Annotated in this window: 19 protein-coding genes; all 19 read left to right on the forward strand. The window is 33.8% G+C overall.

Translation table 11 applies throughout. The features are described 5' to 3' along the window. Positions 1 to 10: 10 nt before the first annotated feature. The 19 genes from V6624_RS09545 (at position 11) to V6624_RS09635 (ending at position 14,272) form a co-directional block, all read left to right on the forward strand. A complete protein-coding gene (locus tag V6624_RS09545; RefSeq protein ID WP_338841637.1) occupies positions 11 to 415 on the forward strand; it encodes a hypothetical protein in 405 nt (134 codons plus the stop codon). Continuing rightward, positions 416 to 1,414, forward strand: a complete 999-nt coding sequence (locus V6624_RS09550; protein ID WP_338841638.1) for a BtrH N-terminal domain-containing protein — start codon at positions 416 to 418, stop codon at positions 1,412 to 1,414. Positions 1,415 to 1,477: 63 nt separating this feature from the next. Continuing rightward, positions 1,478 to 2,176: an ABC transporter ATP-binding protein gene (locus V6624_RS09555; protein WP_008465897.1), complete on the forward strand. Its 699-nt coding sequence runs from the start codon at positions 1,478 to 1,480 to the stop codon at positions 2,174 to 2,176. Beyond that, on the forward strand, positions 2,166 to 3,449 hold the full coding sequence (locus V6624_RS09560; protein ID WP_162614917.1) for an ABC transporter permease: 1,284 nt from the start codon (positions 2,166 to 2,168) through the stop codon (positions 3,447 to 3,449). Before V6624_RS09555 ends, V6624_RS09560 begins: the two co-directional genes overlap by 11 nt. Then, positions 3,424 to 3,873, forward strand: a complete 450-nt coding sequence (locus V6624_RS09565) for an acyl-CoA thioesterase (RefSeq protein WP_338841640.1) — start codon at positions 3,424 to 3,426, stop codon at positions 3,871 to 3,873. Before V6624_RS09560 ends, V6624_RS09565 begins: the two co-directional genes overlap by 26 nt. Positions 3,874 to 4,031: 158 nt before the next feature. After that, positions 4,032 to 5,180: a beta-ketoacyl synthase N-terminal-like domain-containing protein gene (locus tag V6624_RS09570; protein ID WP_338841641.1), complete on the forward strand. Its 1,149-nt coding sequence runs from the start codon at positions 4,032 to 4,034 to the stop codon at positions 5,178 to 5,180. A 31-nt stretch (positions 5,181 to 5,211) separates the two neighbouring features. Continuing rightward, entirely contained in the window at positions 5,212 to 5,694 is a 483-nt protein-coding gene (locus V6624_RS09575) for a hypothetical protein (protein WP_338841642.1), read from the forward strand. A 1-nt stretch (position 5,695) separates the two neighbouring features. Then, a complete protein-coding gene (locus V6624_RS09580) occupies positions 5,696 to 6,313 on the forward strand; it encodes a 3-oxoacyl-ACP synthase (RefSeq protein ID WP_338841643.1) in 618 nt (205 codons plus the stop codon). Positions 6,314 to 6,315: 2 nt separating this feature from the next. Next, a complete protein-coding gene (locus V6624_RS09585) occupies positions 6,316 to 6,573 on the forward strand; it encodes a phosphopantetheine-binding protein (RefSeq protein ID WP_111284431.1) in 258 nt (85 codons plus the stop codon). Positions 6,574 to 6,711: 138 nt separating this feature from the next. After that, positions 6,712 to 7,911 carry a beta-ketoacyl-[acyl-carrier-protein] synthase family protein gene (locus V6624_RS09590; protein WP_111284429.1) on the forward strand — a complete coding sequence of 400 codons (1,200 nt, stop codon included), beginning with the start codon at positions 6,712 to 6,714 and terminating at the stop codon, positions 7,909 to 7,911. Then, entirely contained in the window at positions 7,911 to 8,972 is a 1,062-nt protein-coding gene (locus V6624_RS09595) for a beta-ketoacyl synthase N-terminal-like domain-containing protein (RefSeq protein ID WP_111284427.1), read from the forward strand. The genes V6624_RS09590 and V6624_RS09595 overlap by 1 nt, the downstream gene beginning before the upstream one ends. Further along, entirely contained in the window at positions 8,969 to 9,745 is a 777-nt protein-coding gene (locus V6624_RS09600) for a polysaccharide deacetylase family protein (RefSeq protein ID WP_111284425.1), read from the forward strand. The genes V6624_RS09595 and V6624_RS09600 overlap by 4 nt, the downstream gene beginning before the upstream one ends. Beyond that, complete coding sequence (locus tag V6624_RS09605) at positions 9,735 to 10,367, forward strand: outer membrane lipoprotein carrier protein LolA (RefSeq protein ID WP_111284423.1); 633 nt, start codon at positions 9,735 to 9,737, stop codon at positions 10,365 to 10,367. Before V6624_RS09600 ends, V6624_RS09605 begins: the two co-directional genes overlap by 11 nt. Beyond that, complete coding sequence (locus V6624_RS09610) at positions 10,333 to 10,968, forward strand: hypothetical protein (RefSeq protein ID WP_111284421.1); 636 nt, start codon at positions 10,333 to 10,335, stop codon at positions 10,966 to 10,968. The genes V6624_RS09605 and V6624_RS09610 overlap by 35 nt, the downstream gene beginning before the upstream one ends. Before the next feature lie 38 nt (positions 10,969 to 11,006). Next, positions 11,007 to 11,597 (forward strand): porin family protein, encoded by a 591-nt coding sequence (locus V6624_RS09615; protein ID WP_111284419.1) that lies wholly within the window; start codon positions 11,007 to 11,009, stop codon positions 11,595 to 11,597. 6 nt (positions 11,598 to 11,603) lie between these two features. Further along, entirely contained in the window at positions 11,604 to 12,215 is a 612-nt protein-coding gene (locus V6624_RS09620; RefSeq protein ID WP_111284417.1) for an outer membrane beta-barrel protein, read from the forward strand. A gap of 5 nt (positions 12,216 to 12,220) precedes the next feature. Continuing rightward, complete coding sequence (locus V6624_RS09625; protein ID WP_111284415.1) at positions 12,221 to 12,592, forward strand: 3-hydroxyacyl-ACP dehydratase; 372 nt, start codon at positions 12,221 to 12,223, stop codon at positions 12,590 to 12,592. A 2-nt stretch (positions 12,593 to 12,594) separates the two neighbouring features. Next, positions 12,595 to 13,080: a hypothetical protein gene (locus V6624_RS09630; RefSeq protein ID WP_111284413.1), complete on the forward strand. Its 486-nt coding sequence runs from the start codon at positions 12,595 to 12,597 to the stop codon at positions 13,078 to 13,080. A 16-nt stretch (positions 13,081 to 13,096) separates the two neighbouring features. Continuing rightward, entirely contained in the window at positions 13,097 to 14,272 is a 1,176-nt protein-coding gene (locus tag V6624_RS09635; protein ID WP_111284411.1) for a DUF2062 domain-containing protein, read from the forward strand. Positions 14,273 to 14,414 lie beyond the last annotated feature (142 nt).

The following is a 14,414-nucleotide window of genomic DNA, read 5'->3' on the forward strand; positions in this document are numbered from 1 at the left end:
AAACTAGGTAATGGAAAAAGATCAAGTACCTCAGGATCAAAGCAACTTAACTAAGAACAATGTAAAAGAGCTTTTGTATGCAACTGATGAAAACGGCAATTATACCACAACATTAAGTACCGGCTGGGAACCTAAAACAATAGCCCTTTCAAATTCTATTGATGAAATAAACGAAAGAATTGCCGATGCCAAACAGCAGGTTTTAAATGGCGAAGTAAGTCCGATTGTGTATTTTATGGAAGTCAATAAAATGGATCTTAACATATTATCCAGTTATGTCGGTTTTTGGAAATGGCGCGTAAAAAGACATTTTAAACCAAGTGTTTTTGCAACTTTAAGCGATAAGATTTTACAGAAATACGCCGACACATTTGGAATTTCAATCGAAGAATTAAAAAACAGCATTACCAAATAAATGGAATTAACTTTCACACATCATCAGTCTGCTCATTGCGAGAATGGAGTAGCGTCAAATCTGCTAAAAAACAGCGGACTAAACATTAGCGAACCGATGGTTTTTGGTATTGGCTCCGGATTGTTTTTTGTATATCTGCCTTTTATAAAAGTGAATCATGCACCAGCAATCAGTTACAGAACTTTGCCTGGACAGATTTTCAATAAAGTAGCCACCCGTTTAAATTTAAAAATAAAAAGACAAAAATTTTCTTCTGTAGCAAATGCCAATAAAGCTTTAGACGAAAATTTAAAAAATAATATCCCAACCGGATTACAAGTTGGCGTTTACAATTTAAGTTATTTCCCAGATGAATATCGTTTTCATTTCAACGCACACAATTTAGTCGTTTATGGAAAAACCGAAACGGAATATTTAGTGAGCGATCCAGTAATGGAAACCGTTACGACTTTAACTTACGAGGACATGAATAAAGTACGTTTTGCCAAAGGAGCTTTTGCCCCTCGCGGACAAATGTACTATCCAATTCAGATTCCAAAAGATGTCGATTTAAAAAGCGCCATTATTAAAGGAATCAAAAATACGTGCCGAGATATGCTCGCGCCAATGCCAATTGTTGGTGTTCGCGGCATTAAAATGGTTTCTCGCCAGATTCGTAAATGGCCTGCAAAACATGGTGTTAGAAAAGCCAATCATTACTTGGCACAAATGGTTCGCATGCAGGAAGAAATTGGAACTGGCGGCGGTGGTTTCCGTTTTATTTATGCCGCGTTTTTACAGGAAGCTTCGGTTATTTTAGCTAACGAAGAACTGAAAGAACTTTCTAAAGAAATGACTCAAATTGGAGATTCATGGCGTGATTTTGCTGTTGAAGCTTCACGCATTTATAAAAATAGAAGCGCCAAAGAAGACGCCTACAACACTATTGCCTATGAACTTTTGGACATTGCCAATAGAGAAGAAATCTTTTTCAAAAAACTAAAAAAAGCGATCAGCTAAAACACTATTTTGCAATCTATCATTCAAATAGAATCCCTTTCGAAAAAGTACAAAAATGCAGAAATGTATTCTTTGAACAACGTTTCGCTAAATATAAATGAAGGTCAGATTTTTGGCTTACTTGGCCCAAACGGTGCCGGAAAAACAACCTTAATCTCGATGCTCTGCGGATTGGTAAAACCAACTTCGGGACATTTTACAATTGATGGTTTAGACTATCAGCATCACGCTTCAAAAATTAAAAAAATCATAGGTGTTGTTCCACAAGAATATGCTTTGTATCCGACTTTGACAGCAAGAGAAAATCTGCTTTATTTTGGAAGTATGTATGGCTTGAAAGGTTCTGATTTAAAAGATAAAGTAATCGAGACTCTGGATCTTTTAGGTTTATTGAAATTTGCCGACAAACAAGTTCAGACTTTCTCGGGCGGCATGAAACGCCGTGTCAATCTGATTGCAGGAATTCTTCATAATCCTAAAGTTTTGTTTTTGGATGAGCCAACTGTTGGTGTCGATGTACATTCTAAAACTGCCATTATCGATTATTTGAAAGTGTTGAACCAAAACGGAACAACTATTATTTATACTTCGCATCATTTGGCCGAAGCCGAAGATTTTTGTTCTCAAATTGCCATTTTAGATCAAGGACAGATTTACGCACAAGCAACTCCGTCGGCATTGATTGAATCTACAAAAGATGCTCGAAATCTCGAAGATGTTTTTATTTCATTAACTGGTAAAGCGTTGAGAGATGATATATAAAATTTGGATGTCGGTAGTAAAAGAATTCCTTTTGCTAAAAAGAGATTTAGGCGGATTGATTATTTTATTTATCATGCCTTTGGTTTTGGTAATTGCCGTAACCTTAATTCAGGACAGCACTTTTAAAGCCGTAACCGATTCTAAACTTCAGATTCTTTTGGTCGATAAAGACCACGGATCTGTTTCTAAAACCGTTTTTGAAAATTTAGAAAAAAGCAAATATTTTACCGTTGTAACCCAAATTGACAATAAACCGATTACCGAAGAAATTGCCAAAGAAAATGTGTACAAAGGAAAATTTCAATTGGCAATTGTAATTCCAGAAAACCTAAGTTCTGATTTGCAGGAAAAAGTAAATCAGAATGTAGAGAAAATTGTGAGCAATTTAGGCTTGACTGACAGCACTTCAGCTGCCGAACCTCAGCGCGTTATTAAAGAAAAAGAAGTAAAACTGTATTTCGATCCAGCGGTTCAGATGAGTTTCAAAAATGCCGTTATGAGTTCAATAGACAAAATGATTTCGCAGATTGAAACCAAATCGATTTACAGCACTTTTCAAAAACAGTTAGGAGAAGAAACAATCGATTTTGAACAAAAGAACTTTATTACTTTCAAAGAAATAATTCCGAGAATCAACAACAAAGAAGTTCGTCCAAATTCAGTTCAGCATAACGTTCCGGCGTGGACGCTTTTTGCTATCTTTTTTATTGTCATTCCATTATCTATTAATATTGTAAAAGAAAAATCGCAAGGAACTTTTGTTCGATTAAGAACCAATCCTGTTTCTAATTTAGTGGTGATTATTGGAAAGACTATCACCTACTCGATCATCTGTATGATTCAGTTTTACATGATGGTTGCCGTTGCCGTATTCTTATTCCCGTCCATCGGATTGCCTTCTTTAAACATCGAAGGTCATTTCTTGCTAACAAGTGTTGTCGCATTATTTTCAGGTTTTGCAGCCATAGGATTCGGAATTTTATTAGGAACTGTAGCCAGCACACAAGAACAATCGGCTCCGTTTGGTGCTACAAGTGTGATCATTTTAGCGGCAATTGGCGGTGTTTGGGTTCCTGTTTTTGCTATGCCGAAAATCATGCAATATATCGCAAAATCATCTCCAATGAACTGGGGATTAGAGGCTTTTTACGATGTATTGCTTAGAAACGTTTCTTTCGTCGAAATCATACCAAGAATAAGTTTATTATTTTTGTTTTTCATTATTACCACTTCCATCGCATTATTTTATGATAAAAAGAAAAGAGCAGTTTAAAGAAGCTACAGATCTAACCGTTTCGCACGAAATCAGGATTCGTTTTAACGAAACTGATCCGCTTGGAATTGTTTGGCACGGCAATTATATCACGTATTTCGAAGATGGACGAGAAGCCTTTGGACGCCAACACGGACTTACTTATCTAGATATTGCCAAAACGGGTTATACAACGCCAATTGTAAAATCGACTTGCGAACATAAATTGTCTTTGCGTTATGGTGATGTGGTTACAATTGAAACTACAGTTGTTGACACTCCCGCAGCCAAAATGATTTACCGTTTTAAAATTATTGATGATAAAGGAGAAGTGGCCTGCACAGGCGAAACAACTCAGGTTTTTTTAGATAAAGAAGGAAATTTAATGCTGACGAATCCGCCTTTTTATGAGGAATGGAAACGAAAAGTGGGGTTATTGAAATAAAACACGGATTACACGAATTTTCACGAATTAAAAATAAAAAGAATGTGTGCAAATCTGCTTAAATCTGCAAAATCTGCGTGAAACCTTTTTTCAGATAAAGCTTTAAAATAAATACCTACAAGGTTTAGAAAACCTTGCAGGAGAAATCGAAATTTAAAATGTTAAGAGAAATATACATTACAGAAACGAATTGCATCACGCCTTTAGGTTTTGATGTTGAATCTAATATCAGCGCCATTCTTCGTGGCGATTCTGGAATCCAGCTTCATAACGATGTTTCTTTGATGCTAAATCCGTTTTATGCTTCGATTATTTCTGATGAAAAAATAAACAGTGCTTTTTCAAAAATCAGCACTGAGACAAAATATTCCCGTTTAGAGAAAATGATGATTTTGGCTTTAGAACCAATTATCAAAAACTCAAACGTAGAATTAAATTCAAAAACCGCTTTTATACTTTCTACCACAAAAGGAAATGTAACCGCTTTGGCAAATGATTCTGAAGAAAGTTTCAACAACGCACATTTAGATGTTTTAGCAAAAAACGTTGCCAATTACTTCAGGTTCCAAACTCAACCCATTGTAGTTTCAAATGCTTGCGTTTCTGGAATTTTAGCCGTTTCTGTTGCCAAAAGAATGATTCAGTCTGAACTTTACGACAACATTTTTGCAGTGGCTGGCGATGAAGTTTCAGAATTTGTTTTATCTGGTTTTAATGCTTTCCAAGCCATGAGCGAACTGCCTTGTAAACCCTATTCTAAAAACAGAACGGGAGTAAGTTTAGGCGAAGCGACAGCAGCAGTTTTAGTTACGGCGGAAGCCAAAAACGCTAAAATAAAAGTAATTGGCGACAGTTCGATAAACGATGCCAATCATATTTCGGGTCCTTCAAGAACAGGTGAAGGTTTGTTTAGAAGTATTCAGAATGCTTTGAAAGAAGCTCAAATTGAAGCTCAAAAATTAGATTATATTTCAGCACACGGAACTGCAACGCCTTACAACGACGAAATGGAAGCGATTGCCCTAACTCGTTTAGATTTACAAAATGTTCCAGTAAATAGTTTAAAAGGATTTTACGGTCATACTTTAGGTGCTTCGGGATTATTGGAAACCGTAATTGCCATAGAATCTGCCAACCAAAATAAACTTTTTGAATCGAAAGGTTTTGATGAAATTGGGGTTAGTGAAGTTGTAAATATTATTGAGAAAAACGAAAATAAAAATATTGAATATTTCCTGAAAACGGCTTCTGGTTTTGGAGGTTGTAATACGGCTGTGGTTTTTGAGAAGATAAAATCCAACTTGTAAATTTTCCTTACAAGTTCAAAATTTAAATATCATGAATTTAGATCAATCACTATTTAAAAAAGCTTTAAAAATTCAAGGTTTTGATTTCGAAAATGATGTAGTAAAAGTAACGGATAAAATTATTGAATTTCTTGAAAGCTTAAATGTATCTAAAGATTTAATAACTTTTTTTAAAGCATTTTCCTTTAGAGAAGAGATAGATTTTGGAAGCATTTATTTTAATTGTGTAAATAGAATTAGAATAGAAAATCTTGAAGAGGAGAACAAAGAAATCTATAAAAAAGATTTACTTATAATTGGTTCAGGTGCAAATGGTGATCCAATTGTTGTAAATACTAAAACACTGAATGTTGGATATATTTTTCATGACATTCTTTGGGAAGAAGAAAATATTGAAAATTTAAACAAAGTTTACATTGATCTAAAAATGAGTATAGGAGATTTCTTTTATAAATCGGTAACAGAAAAAGATTTTCCTATTGATGCTTATCAGGCAGAAGATTACATAAAATAAAATGACTCAAAACAAAACCTACATACAATCCTACATCACCATCCAAAACAACGAAATTGTTTTGAACGGAACTTCTGTATTCAAAATTGAACCGACAGATTTTGCTGATTTTTCTAAACAAGCCTATCGTAATTTTGAAATGCAATATCCAAAGTTTTTCAAAATGGATGCTTTGAGCAAACTGGCTTTTTTAGGATCAGAATTGCTTTTGAGTCCGATAACCTCAACAGAGCAGGAAAATAATATCGCATTGGTTTTGGCCAATAAATCGTCGAGTTTGGATACCGATGTAAAATATCAGGAATCTATTTCAGACAAAGAAAACTATTTTCCGAGTCCAGCGGTTTTTGTTTATACGCTGCCAAATATTTGTTTGGGCGAAATAAGTATCCGTCATCAGCTGAAAAGTGAAAATTCTTTCTTTATATTTGATGCCTTTAACACCGAATTTATGTCCAATTATTCGAATATTCTTCTGAATACGAATAAAGCAGATGTGGTTTTGTGCGGTTGGGTAGAATATTTTAACGACAATTATAAAGCTTTTTTATGTACAATTAGTACAGAAGAAAATGCAAAATATACAAACGAGACTATCAATACATTATACAATAAATAATCATGGAAGCATTAAAAGAAGAATTAAAAAATAAAATCATAACAACTTTAAACCTTGAAGATATCACAATTGAAGACATTGCTGATAACGATCCTTTGTTTGGAGACGGTTTAGGTTTAGACTCGATTGATGCACTTGAATTGATCGTGATTTTAGATAAAGATTACGGAATTAAATTAGTAGATCCGAAAGAAGGAAAATCTATTTTCCAATCTATCGAAACTATGGCGACGTACATTAGCGCAAATAGAACTAAATAGATTTCAGATTTTAGACTTTAGATTTTAGATTCCATCCTGAATCTAAAATTTTAAATGTTTAAAAATCCGTCAACTTTGTCAAAGTTTCAAACTTTGACAAAGTTCTAAGAATCTACAATCATAAATCTAAAATCTAAAATGGCAAGAGGTGTTGCAATAACGGGAATGGGAATTATCTCTGCGATTGGTAATTCGGTTGAGGAAAATTATATTTCCTTGATTGAAAACAAAATCGGTGTTTCTCGTATTCAAAATATTTCGACTGTTCATGCAGATGTTATCAAAGTTGGCGAAATCAAAAAAACCAACGAAGATCTTGTTGATGAACTGAAATTAAATGAGGATAATAATTTTTCCAGAACCGCAATGATTGGCACTTTGGCAGCAAAACAAGCTGTTGAAAATGCTGGCATTACCGATATAAATGAATTTAGAACGGGACTTATTTCGGCTACAAGTGTAGGCGGAATGGACATGACGGAAAGACATTATTACGATTATTTCGAAAAACCAGAATTGACCAAGTACATTACTTGCCACGATGGCGGAGATGTTGCCGAAAAAATTGCTGAAGAATTAGGTTTAAAAGGAATGGTAACAACTATAAGCACTGCTTGTTCGTCTGCTGCCAATTCGATTATGTTGGGTGCGAGATTAATTAAAACTGGGAAACTGGATCGCGTAATTGTGGGCGGAGCCGATGCTTTGGCAAAATTCACCATCAACGGATTTAAGACTTTGATGATTTTATCTGACGATTACAACAAACCTTTTGACAATACCAGAAAAGGATTAAATCTTGGAGAAGCTGCCGCATTTTTAGTTTTAGAATCGGATGAAATTGTAGAAAAGCAAAACAAAAAAGTGCTGGCAAGAGTTTCTGGTTACGGAAATGCCAACGACGCTTTTCATCAAACCGCTTCTTCAGAAAACGGAGACGGCGCTTATTTGGCCATGAAAAAAGCGTTTGAAGTTTCAGGTTTAAAACCTTCTGAAATTGATTACATCAACGTGCACGGAACAGCAACGCCAAATAACGATTTATCTGAAGGAAGAGCTTTACTTCGAATTTATGAAAATGAAAAAGTTCCAGATTTCAGTTCTACAAAACCTTTTACGGGACATACATTAGCGGCTGCGGCTGCGATTGAAGCTGTTTATAGTGTTTTGGCAATTCAGAATAATGTGGTTTACCCCAATTTGAATTTTGAAGTTCCGATGGAAGAATTCGATTTGAAACCTCAGACATCCTTAAAAAATAAAAATATCGAGCACGTTTTATCCAACTCTTTTGGTTTTGGAGGAAATTGTTCAACCCTTATATTTTCAAAAAGCTAATGACGAAGACATATATAAATGGAGTAGGCTGTATTTCGACTCAAAAAACATTTGATACTGTTTTTTTAGAAGAAGCTGTTGTAAATCATGAAGAAAATGTACTGGCAATTGTTCCGCCAGTATACAAAGAATATATTTCGCCTGCTGCAAGCCGAAGAATGGCAAAAGGTGTAAAAAACGGAATCGTAGCTTCGGCTTTGGCCATGAAAGATGCCAATATTGAAAAAGTCGATGCCATTATCACAGGAACGGGTTTAGGCTGTATTGAAGATTCTGAAAAATTCCTGAAAAGTATTTTAGATAATAACGAAGAGTTTTTAACTCCGACTTCTTTTATTCAATCTACACACAATACGGTTGGAGCGCAGATTGCACTTTTACAGCAATGTAAAGGTTATAATTTTACGTATGTAAATGGTGCTGTTTCTTTTGAATCGGCTCTTATTGATGCTAAAATGCAGATTGAAGAAGCTGAAGCCAATTCAATTTTAGTGGGCGGTGTTGACGAAAATGGCGATTATACTACTTCGCTTTTTAAATTAAACGGTCGCATTAAAGCAGACAATTCTGCTCCGTACGATGTTTTAAATTCTTCAACAAGCGGAGCGGTTTATGGCGAAGGTGCCAGTTTTTTTGTTTTAGAAAATGAAAGAAAAGAAAACACTTATGCCGAACTTATAGATGTTTCTATTGTAAATACTCTGGAAGAAAATGAAGTTGAAGCAGCAATTATTTCGTTCTTAAAATCAAATAACTTAGAAATTTCAGATGTTGATGCTCTTGTTTTAGGTTTTGACGGAAATGTCGATTTTGAGAATTATTATAGAAATCTTGCTGAAAATACATTTGCTCAAACTCCTGTTTTATACTACAAACATTTGAGCGGAGAATATGATACAGCTTCGGCTTTTGCTTTTTGGATGGCTGCTAAAATTTTGAAAACTCAGGAAATTCCTGAAATTACAAAAGTAAATGCTGTCGAAAAATCAAGCTACAAAACGATTTTACTATACAACCAATTAAACGGAAAAAACCATAGTTTTACGCTGCTGTCAAAATGATAACGCATAAAAACATATCGCTGTTTTTTATCTTTTTATTGCTTTTATTGTTTCTTCTGAATCTGTATAACGCAATTCATTTTCTGTGGTTTGTGGTTATAATTCTACTTTGGATTGGAATAAATGCTTTTGGTTCTGCACGAATTTCTTCCAATTATCATGTAAAAGCGTTTTGCAGTAATCCGTTAGAAACAGAAAAAAAAATTGCGCTTACTTTTGATGACGGCCCAAGTATTTACACTTTGGAAGTTTTGGAACTTCTGAAAAAATACAATGCCAAAGCGACCTTTTTCTGTATTGGAAAAAACATCGAAACGCATCCTGAAATTCTTCAAAAAGTGATTGATGAAGGGCACTTGGTTGGAAATCATTCCTATTCTCATTCTAAATTTTTTGATTTTTATAATGCTGAAAAAATAACCGAGGAACTTCAGAAAACAGATGCGCTTCTGGAGAAATTCACTTCCAAAAAAATAAACTTCTTTCGTCCGCCTTATGGAGTCACAACTCCTTCGATAAGAAGAGCTTTAAAGGTAACCGGACATAAAACAATTGGCTGGAATATTCGTTCTCTTGATGGAGGAACCACAAATCAAGAATTAATTTTCAATCGGTTAATTAAGCATATTTCTCCCGGTGGAATCGTACTTTTGCATGATACAGGCAAACATTCGGTTTTGGTACTGGAACAGTTTTTGCAATTTTTACAGCAAAATAATTATCAAGTCATTTCGATCGAAGAACTTTTGAATCTTAAAGCTTATGCAAACTAAAATATATCTTTTCTTATTTTTAATTATCAGCGGTTTCCATTTATCGGCGCAGGAACAAAAAATGACCGATGCCGAAATTGCTTCTTTTAAACAAGACGTAAATGTGGTGGCGAAAAAAATCAAAACCTTAAGTACCGATTTTGTTCAGTACAAACATTTAGATTTTTTATCGAAGGACATTGAAACTTCAGGAAAAATGGTTTTTAAAGAACCTTCTTTACTTCAATGGCAATATAAAAAACCATACAATTACAGCATCACTTTCAAAAACGGAAAAATCCTGATTAACGATGAAGGAAAGAAAAGCGCTGTTGATATTGGAAACAGTAAAATCTTTGCCCGAATTAATAAATTGATCGTGGGAAGTGTGAGCGGAAATATGTTTGATGATAAAGAATTTACCATTTCGTATTTTAAATTGAAAGGTCAGAATCTGGCGAAATTTATTCCGAAAGATGCGACGCTGAAAAAATACATCAAACAAATTGAACTGACTTTTGATAAAGAAGAAGCAACAGTTGTTCAGGTAAAATTATTAGAATCATCTGAAGATTATACCCGAATTGTACTTAAAAATAAAGTGATCAATGCAAAAATCGACGATTCAGTTTTTACTAATTAATTGCTTTCTGGCAATTGTTTTAATTTCTTGTGGCTCGGTCACAAAAAATTATACGCCTAAAAAATTAGACAAAACGTCTTATACCGTTCCGTATTTTTCAGACTCAAAAACCGATTATGTTTATAAAACTAATATCAGTGTTTACGGAAACGAATTGTCTGGAATTTTCATTGCCAAGAAAATAAACGACAGCACACATAGAGTCGTTTTTACAACTGAATTTGGAAATAAATTAATGGATTTTGAAATCTCAGAAACCGATTTTAAAGTTAATTCTATTGTTTCAGAATTAGATCGAAAAATATTAATCAATACTTTAAAAGAGGATTTCAGATTGCTTTTAAAGAAAGAATATCAGATTCAGGAACAATTTGAAAACGAATCAGATGACATATATAAATCGGCAGATGGCAAACGCGATAATTATATTTTTATCTCCAAAAAAGATCAGAAATTAGAAAAGATCGTTCATTCATCTAAAACAAAAGAAAAATTTACACTGCTTTTCAGTTCAGAAAACAATATTTTTGCTGAGAAGATTCAAATAATTCATCAAAATATAAAGCTGAAAATCGATTTACAACAGCTGAAATCAGAATAAAAAAATTAAACTAATCATAAACTTTAAATCAATTTGAAATGAGAAAATATATTGTAATTGCATTTGTTTTATTGATCGGAATAGGATCAAGTAATGCACAAGTAAAAGCTAGTCCAGGTCTTAGAGGCGGTTTGAATATATCAACATTAACCAATATTGATGATAATAGTTCTAAAACTGATTTCTATATTGGTGGATTGGTAAATATTAAATTTAATAAATTTTTCTCGGTTCAGCCAGAGATAAATTATTCAAGACAAGGTGATGAAGGAAGATATTTTGAAGACGGCCGTTATTATACTGAAAAGTATGAGTTGAATTATATAACACTGGGAGCTGTTGCAAAATTTAACTTTGGCGGTGGAGGTTTTCATCTATTGGCTGGCCCTTCTTTAGATTTAAAAGTTAGTGATAATTATATAAATACAAAACCCGAAGATTTTGATCTTTCATTTGTTGGAGGTGTTGGTTATACTTTGCCAAATGGTTTAACTTTTGAAGCTCGACTTAAACAAGGATTAATTGATATTTATGGCTATGATGGAATTGACGATGGTTATTATTATGATCAAGTAATTTTAAATCAGGTTTTCCAACTTGGTATTAGCTATACATTCAAAACAAAATAAAAAAGTATGAGTAGAAAAATTCTATTTTTTATTGCTGTTTTTTTTACGTTTTTAAGCATACAAGCCCAAGTAACTGCAAAGCCAGGTTTTAGAGCTGGATTTAGTTTTTCTACCATTTCTGAAATGCACGCCGATTATAAAACCGATTTTTATGCCGGAGGTTTTACAGAAATTAAAATAACGAAAGTTTACGCGCTTCAGCCAGAAATTAATTACAGCAGGCAAGGTTCTAATAATGTTGCGCGAAATTATTATGACGAAAATACACAGACGAATAAAGTCGAGTATTTAGATCTTGATATAAATTATTTGTCGCTTTCTGTTATGAATAAGTTTACTTTACCAGTAGGAATTCAATTTCAAGCAGGACCGACATTAGATATTTTATTGAATGATAATCTCGCCGTTAGAAAAGCACAAAATGATCTTGGTTTAGTTTTAGGAGTTGCTTATGCCCTGCCTTCAGGTTTGACATTTGAAGCACGATTCAAAAAAGGACTACTTGATATTTTAAGCAGCGATTATTATCAAAATGATTCTAATAACTATTATTTATTTGGCGATTATAACACAAATATTAATTTTCAGTTAGGGGTTTCCTATTCATTTGGAAAATAAAAAATATGATTTTACAAGATTTTTATAAAATACTATCAGAAGAAAAAATATCTGATTCGAAATATACAATTACAATTTTAGTTAACGAAAAACATGAGGTTTTTAAAGGACATTTTCCTGGAAATCCAATTATGCCTGGTGTTTGTATGATTCAGATTATCAAAGAACTGACAGAATCAATTACGAAAAGTTCGCTGATGATTCAGTCTTTGGCAAATGTAAAATTCATGGCGCTGATTAATCCAGAAGTTACTCCGGAACTGCGATTGGAATTGGATGTTACAACAACTGAAGACGGTTTGGTAAAAGTGAAAAACACGACTTACTTTAACGACACTACTGCTCTTAAATTGAGCACAGTGTACAAAAAAATATAATTATGAAACTGTTACTGACATTACTTTTATGGGTTAGTTTTGCTGGCACGCCAGATTTGGCTTCGATCCGCAAAATGTATTCTGATGTAGCAAAATCAGAAAGCAATGCCAAAGAGTTTGTAGCCAAACTTTCTGGAGTTTCAAATAATGATGATAAAATTTTAGTGGCTTATAAAGCGGCTTCTATTTTATTGGATTCTAAATTTGAAAAAAAATTAAGCCAGAAAATGGATCGTTTTAAAGAAGGTGCAAAATTGCTTGAAGCAACAATAAAAAGTGATCCAAGTAATATTGAAATGCGAATGATCAGACTGAGTGTTCAGGAAGATGTTCCGGGCATTACAGGCTATAAGAAAAACATTAAAGAAGATAAAAAATTCATAACAACGTATTATGCTGCGCAAGGTGCGGCTTTGAAAGATTATCTTAAAGACTTTGTTTTACAATCTAAAAGTTTCTCTGAAAAAGAGAAACAATTCGTGAAGTAAGCTCAAAAAACACCTCATGAAATCACAACAAGAATTACTTACTTCAACTAACTTTTGCGTTATTGTACCTACGTACAATAATCAAAAAACGCTGAAAAAAGTATTGGATTCTATTTTAGATTTCACCACAAATGTCATAATTGTTAATGACGGTTCAACTGATTCTACGAGCGAAATTTTAAAATCGTATTCGCATCTTACTCAAATTCATCACCCTCAAAATTTAGGAAAAGGACGAGCGCTGAGAAACGGATTTAGAAAAGCATTGGAACTGGATTTTGAATATGCCATTACAATCGATTCTGACGGACAGCATTTTGCAGCTGATATTCCTGTTTTCTTAGAAGCAATTCAAAATGAGCCTAACACTCTTTTGATTGGTAGCCGAAATATGACACAGGAAAATGTTCCAAAGAAAAGCAGTTTTGGAAATAAGTTTTCTAATTTCTGGTTCAAGTTTGAAACTGGAATTAAACTAGACGACACACAATCTGGATTTAGATTATATCCGCTTCGATTACTTCCAAAACGTTTTTATACCAATAAGTTTGAATTTGAAATTGAGGTTATCGTTCGCGCGGCTTGGAAAGGAATTGTAGTAAAAAACATTCCGATTCAGGTTTTATATGATCCAGCCGAAAGAGTTTCACATTTTCGTCCGTTTCAAGATTTTACCCGAATTAGTATTTTAAATACGGTTTTGGTAACTAATGCTTTGCTTTATATAAAGCCGAGAGATTTTTTTAGAAGAGCAAAAAAAAAAGGTTTTAAAAAATTCTTTCTAGAAGATATTTTAGAAAGCAACGATTCAAATTTTAAAAAATCGGCTGCAATCGCCTTAGGTATTTTTATCGGACTTTCTCCTTTTTGGGGATTTCAAACCATATTGCTTTTTACTTTTGCTGCTTTGTTCAGGCTTAACAAAGTCATTGCTTACCTTACTTCAAACGTAAGTTTCCCGCCGTTTATTCCGTTTATTATTTATGCTTCGCTGCAAGTTGGGAGTATTTTCGTGTCCAGCGATGCGCCATTGGTTTTGGACAGTTCGATTACGCTCGACGATATTCAAAAAAATGCTACGCAATATATCGTAGGAAGTCTTATTTTAGCATCCGTTTCAGCACTATCAGTTGGCTTTATAAGTTATCTGCTTTTAACGGCTTTTAGTTCTAAAAACAAACCGAATATTTAAGTTAAGTTTGCCACAGATTAAAAGGATTAAAATGATTTTTATATCCAGTTTGTCAGGCTGAGCGAAGTCGAAGCCCACTTCCAATTGGAACGCCCTTCTCCCGAAGCCTCGGGATCGCTCAGGGTGACAAACTAAAGCTAAT

The organism is Flavobacterium ginsenosidimutans, assembly GCF_037478105.1.
Classification (GTDB): Bacteria; Bacteroidota; Bacteroidia; order Flavobacteriales; family Flavobacteriaceae; genus Flavobacterium; species Flavobacterium ginsenosidimutans.